The 4,701-nt window shown below is 54.6% G+C and carries 6 protein-coding genes; 4 read left to right on the forward strand and 2 right to left on the reverse strand.

Annotated elements, in window-relative coordinates:
* The first annotated feature begins 496 nt into the window (after positions 1 to 496).
* The 4 genes from AB4090_RS14775 (at position 497) to AB4090_RS14790 (ending at position 2,191) form a co-directional block, all read left to right on the forward strand.
* The gene (locus AB4090_RS14775; protein ID WP_369574644.1) at positions 497 to 1,135 is read left to right on the forward strand and encodes a hypothetical protein; all 639 of its coding nucleotides are present in this window, start codon (positions 497 to 499) and stop codon (positions 1,133 to 1,135) included.
* A gap of 37 nt (positions 1,136 to 1,172) precedes the next feature.
* The gene (locus AB4090_RS14780) at positions 1,173 to 1,484 is read left to right on the forward strand and encodes an integration host factor subunit alpha (RefSeq protein WP_369574645.1); all 312 of its coding nucleotides are present in this window, start codon (positions 1,173 to 1,175) and stop codon (positions 1,482 to 1,484) included.
* A 65-nt stretch (positions 1,485 to 1,549) separates the two neighbouring features.
* The gene (locus tag AB4090_RS14785; RefSeq protein ID WP_369574646.1) at positions 1,550 to 1,825 is read left to right on the forward strand and encodes an HU family DNA-binding protein; all 276 of its coding nucleotides are present in this window, start codon (positions 1,550 to 1,552) and stop codon (positions 1,823 to 1,825) included.
* A gap of 9 nt (positions 1,826 to 1,834) precedes the next feature.
* Entirely contained in the window at positions 1,835 to 2,191 is a 357-nt protein-coding gene (locus tag AB4090_RS14790; RefSeq protein WP_369574647.1) for a hypothetical protein, read from the forward strand.
* A 6-nt stretch (positions 2,192 to 2,197) separates the two neighbouring features.
* Here the strand turns inward: AB4090_RS14790 and AB4090_RS14795 are convergent, their stop codons facing one another.
* Positions 2,198 to 2,437, reverse strand: a complete 240-nt coding sequence (locus tag AB4090_RS14795) for a hypothetical protein (RefSeq protein ID WP_369574648.1) — start codon at positions 2,435 to 2,437, stop codon at positions 2,198 to 2,200.
* 66 nt (positions 2,438 to 2,503) lie between these two features.
* Positions 2,504 to 4,534 carry a DNA topoisomerase 3 gene (locus tag AB4090_RS14800; RefSeq protein ID WP_369574649.1) on the reverse strand — a complete coding sequence of 677 codons (2,031 nt, stop codon included), beginning with the start codon at positions 4,532 to 4,534 and terminating at the stop codon, positions 2,504 to 2,506.
* Between the last annotated feature and the right edge of the window lie 167 nt (positions 4,535 to 4,701).

Consider the following 4,701-nt stretch of genomic DNA (forward strand, 5'->3'; position numbering starts at 1 on the left):
CTTCCCGGGATGCGCTATAGCGTACTCCTTCTTTATCTTGCACTCATTTCTTATCGGGAAGTATTTTTTGGCTTTTCGATTTGTCTACCGGGTAGACAAAAATCATCCAGGGAACTCCAAGGGGGAATTTCGAAAGTGAGTTTTGTCTACCCGGTAGACAAGTTCGCGGAGCGCCAATCTGAGCACGTTTGTCTACCCGGTAGACAAAATAACAGGATCCTTTCATCCCCGCGTACACGGGGCAGACCCATCAAGGCCGGCAATTCCTTCCGAGTTTGTCTACCGGGTAGACAAAATAAGTTCATGAGATGTACCAATTAGTTATACTGGCTGGCACTTTTACTGTCCATGTTCGGCTATCACCCATGGGTCTAGAGGTTTCCTGATGCAGGGTCCGTGCTAGCGTTGTTTATCCCTTGAGTGTATAGCACGGGATGAACCTTGGCGTCATGCTGCGTACCTTCTCGAAAGCGCGGCGATTCTGTACCATTCGAGCATGGCAACCATTCATCCATTCCCGACAACGCCCAAAACGAAAACACCGGGCAAGCCCTACTATTTTTCCGACGAAGACGGGAAGCAGGTAGATGTGCTCGTGTCCATCATCCAGATCGGCGCCATGTTCCTAACGGAGACAGACGATGACGACCCGGATACTGACCTGCCCTCCGCTCACTTGTTGCGCACGGAATACGCCCTTATTGATCTGGTCCGGCAGGCCGACATCCTCATCCGGGAAGCCCGTGCGCACCCGGACCAATACAATCTGAATCGTGCCGACGAGCTGGAGCAACTGAAGTTCCAGGCGGACAAGGTGATGCGCAAAAATCAGGGGGCACGAATCCCTGACCACTTGACCATGATGACACCCTCCTATGGTCCCCACTTCGCGATGGAGTATCTGACCCTTTCCGCGATTGCCCTGGTGAGCGACTATGCCCTGTCGTTGCTCCGCTTTTATGAAATCCACTGGATCGATACCGGGAAGGACAAGCGGAAAAAGCTCTTTCGAGACTTTCAGGATGGCTACTCGGAAGCCCATGATCAGGCCATCCGTCAACTGGATGACCTGCAGAGCATGATGCGAGACCTAACGTCGGTACAGCGGGCGTTGGGGAAGTATTTGAAGGAATAATAGACCGCATACCGGAAAGCATCATAGGAAACCAAGCATGACCATCACCAAAGCCGACATCGTAGACCATCTCTGGGACTCCATGGGCCTGAACAAACGGGAATCCAAGGACATCGTAGAATCCTTTTTTGACGGTATCCGGCAATCTCTGGCAGCCGGTGAGGAAGTGCTTATATCCGGGTTCGGCAAATTCTCCGTGCGGGATAAGCCAGCGCGACCAGGGCGGAATCCCAAAACGGGCGAACCCATACCCATTACACCCAGGCGGGTGGTGACTTTTCATGCTAGCCCTCTGGTAAAAGAGCTTTGCAATCCGAATGTACCTGCAAAGCGTAGGCAAAAGGCGTAACGTATTTCACGAGAAAACAAAAACCCGCTACAGTAATTACTCCCATTACATGCAAAGGATACGGTATGACCAAAAATGAATTTGTTGCTGCCTTGGCCCAGCATGGCGCTATGACCAAAACCGATGCCGAAAAACTCTTTCAGGTATTCCGGCATACACTGGAAACCGAACTGCCCAATGTAGGCAAGATCGTCTTTCCAGGCTTTCTTACCTTGGAAGTGGTAGAGAAGCCTGCCCGGAAAGGCCGGAATCCAGCGACGGGGCAAGAGATCGAGATTCCCGCCAAGAAGAGCGTCAAGGTGAAAGTGGGCAAAGAACTTGCTGACAAAGTAAACGGATAAGGTGACAACATGACAGAAAAGCAAAGACGGCAGCGGCGCACGAAAGAAGAGCTTTTGGCGGAACTGGAAAAAAAGCGCCTGGAAATCATGGAAAAGCAGCAGGCCAAACTCGCCAAGCTAGAGGAAGAAGCCGCCAGGCTCGCTAGGAGTCCAGCGGCACGCAAGACCGAAGCCGAGTTGCAAAAACAGTTTGAGCGATCCGTAAAAGCATTGACGCCCCATTGGAATCCGCGTCACTTCATCGCGGCTATTCATGAGGCGTTGCAACGGTATGGGGAAGAGGCCGAGGAACTAGCGGAAAAAGGCAAAGCTCTATTGACCGAACATGGCAAAAACAAACGCGGTAGACGGCCAAAGTCTGGCTAAGGATGTTCACTTTTTCACCTTATAGGCCGGGACAGCGGACAGGTCAATGATGCTGCTTTGGATTGTTGGGGCTTGGCGGCGGGCTTTCTTGCGCTCCCGATAGGCAGCGCTGGCGGCACGCTGGGCGACATGCCTGTCTGCATGAATGCGAGGTCGGCCCCGATTCCGCCGACCCGGTTGCACATCTGAACTGGCACCATCCGGCATAACTGTCTCCCGATCACCACAGACGCTTTCATTATACATGACGGCAACAGAAAATATCTTGCATTTATGTGACCATCATAACTTATAATACCTCGCAAGCCGACCTCACCGCGCCTCCCACTTTGTCCCCAGCTTCTTGGCATCCTTCTTGTCCGGCCACCAACACGACTGGCAGCTTTCGCACTTGTAGAAATCGCTTCCTTTTTTCGTCTTGAGCGTAATCGTGGGCTTTTTGCAGGACGAGCAGGCCGGGCCGGTGCCCGCTGCACCACGCCCTTTCCCTCCAGTGCCGCCGGCAGGCTTCCGCGCCTCTCCGATGCTTAACGTCGTTTTCCGGGCTGTTTCCACCAGCCTTGCTACAAAGTCACGCTGCAAAGACTCAAATTTCTCCAGCGATACCGTACCGCTGGCTATGGCGCCCAGGGCATCCTCCCATCGCGCCGTCAGTACCGGATCGGTCAGCTCTTTGGGTAAGGCATGAACGAGATCCCTTCCCGCCTTGGTGGACAGGATCTGCTTGCCTTTGCGTTCGATGAAGCACCGCTCCACCAGCAATTCCAAAGTAGCCGCTCGCGTAGCTTCCGTGCCCAGCCCTGACGTCTCCTTCAGCTTGGCCTTTGCCACAGGGTTATCCACCACCTTGTGAATATTCGACATCGCCTCAATGAGCGTCCCATCCGTGAACCGTGCCGGCGGTTTGGTTTGCTTGGCCTGCAACTCCGCACCCGTAACCGGTAAGACTTGGCCCTTTTTTAGTGTCGGAATATTTTGCGTATCCTCATTCCCCTCGCCCTCAAACACCTCCAGCCCATATACCGCTTTCCACCCCGGCTTGAGCGGCACATTTGCTGTGGTTTTCCACGCCTCACCGGCACATTCCAGGACCACCTTCGTCGCACGAAAAACGTAAGGTGGATAAAACTGCGCCAGATAGGACCGGACGATGATCTCAAACACCATCGCCGCTGCTCCAGAGAGCGAACCTTGCATAGAACCCGTCGGGATGATGGCATGGTGAGCCGTCACCTTGCCCGTATTCCAGATGGCCGACTTGCGGTTTGCATCGGCGCCCTTCGCCAGATCGCCAAAGCCTAGCTTCGCCAGTCCCGCAAATACCCGACTCGCTTCGCTGTGCTGCTCTTCAGGCAAGTACCGACAATCCGTGCGTGGATACGTCGCGCACTTGTGAGTCTCGTATAGCTCCTGGGCAGCATCCAGCACCTGCTGGGCGGAGAGCCCCAACTTTGCGGAGCACACCTTTTGCAGTTCAGACAGGGAGAATCCCAATGGAGCCTGCTGTTGTTTCTCGCTGCTCTGGTACTCCGTCACCGTGGCTTGGCCTGCCGCTTTGGCCTTGGCCACCAGTCCGGCGGCGGCGGCCTTGTCCGTTAGATAGCCCTCAGCGTCCACTCCCGCAAAATCGTCACGCTTCTCCCAGGCCGACCAAAAGCCTGTGCTGATACGCGGCACATAGAAATCCTTCGACTTGAATCGCTCGATCTTCTCGTCACGGGCCACCACCAGCGCCAAGGTTGGCGTCTGCACGCGCCCGACGGACACCACGCCCGATCCACTGTTGCGCAAGGTGAATGCACGGGTCAGGTTCATGCCCATGAGCCAGTCGGCCCGGGCGCGGGCCTCTGCGGAGTTGCAGAGATTCTGGTACTCTCTATTGTCCTTGAGATTCGCCAGCGCCTTTTTTACGCTCTGCTCGTCCAATGCGGCCAACCAGATGCGCTCCGTCTTGCCCTTCCAGCCCAGCTCTTCCAACACCTCGTCCACCAGTAACTGACCTTCCCGGTCAGGATCGCCTGCGTTGACCACCACTGATGCTTTCTTGAGTAAATCACGGATCACCTTGATCTGGGCCTTGGCGTCATCCTTTGGCCGACGCTTCCACTGCTCCGGGAAAATGGGCAACTCCTCAAAGCGCCATTTCTTCTTGCCCTTTGAAGTAACAGGGACCGTGTCTGGAGTGTAAAAATCAGGATCTTCCTGCTCGAATATGTGCCCAAAACACCAGGTCACAACGTCCGAACCACACTGAATAAAGCTATTGCCTTTGGACTTCTGCCCCGGCAGATACTCTGCTATGCCTTTTCCCAGACTAGGTTTTTCTGCGATGTAGAGTTTCAACGTGAGACCCATCCGTATGAATGCACGGATGGGTATAGATCAGGGTTAGGTCAACAGACCGCGATATCCCAATTTCCGCGATTGCCCTCGCAGTCCTACGCATTGCGGGCATGGGTAGAGCGATTCTGGCTGTGTAGCGTGGTTGCCGGAAGGTTCCAGCGGGGATC

The sequence above is a fragment of the Acidithiobacillus sp. IBUN Pt1247-S3 genome, from assembly GCF_041146875.1.
GTDB lineage: Bacteria > Pseudomonadota > Gammaproteobacteria > Acidithiobacillales > Acidithiobacillaceae > Igneacidithiobacillus.

Coding starts and splice junctions, on each gene's coding strand:
- AB4090_RS14775 (WP_369574644.1), top strand. CDS start 497: ATGGCAACCATTCATCCATTCCCGACAACGCCCAAAACGAAAACACCG.
- AB4090_RS14780 (WP_369574645.1), top strand. CDS start 1,173: ATGACCATCACCAAAGCCGACATCGTAGACCATCTCTGGGACTCCATG.
- AB4090_RS14785 (WP_369574646.1), top strand. CDS start 1,550: ATGACCAAAAATGAATTTGTTGCTGCCTTGGCCCAGCATGGCGCTATG.
- AB4090_RS14790 (WP_369574647.1), top strand. CDS start 1,835: ATGACAGAAAAGCAAAGACGGCAGCGGCGCACGAAAGAAGAGCTTTTG.
- AB4090_RS14795 (WP_369574648.1), bottom strand. CDS start 2,437: ATGTATAATGAAAGCGTCTGTGGTGATCGGGAGACAGTTATGCCGGAT.